We start from the raw sequence: 327 nt of genomic DNA on the forward strand, positions 1-327 counted from the left end.
GCCGTGCAGCTGCACGGCAAGGCCATGAGCTTCAACAACTACGTCGACGCCGATGCCGCCGTGCGGGCAGCGTTCGATTTCGCCCAGCCGGCCGTTGCCGTGGTCAAGCACGCCAATCCGTGCGGCATCGCCGTTGCCTCCGCGGGCGCCGCGGATCCGATCGCCGATGCACATGCCAAGGCGCACGCCACCGACCCGGTGTCCGCGTTCGGCGGCGTCATCGCAGCAAACCGGACGGTGACCGCCGGGATGGCGAACGCCGTCAAGGACATCTTCACCGAGGTAGTCGTGGCCCAGGGCTTCGATCCCGAAGCAGTAGAGATCCTG

Annotated in this window: 1 pseudogene; it reads left to right on the forward strand. The window is 67.6% G+C overall.

The window, feature by feature from the left end:
• Window positions 1–327, forward strand: a pseudogene (gene purH / locus AC5RWT_RS38130) (bifunctional phosphoribosylaminoimidazolecarboxamide formyltransferase/IMP cyclohydrolase); the annotation flags it as partial.

This window comes from Arthrobacter sp. Dra40 (genome assembly GCF_059091905.1).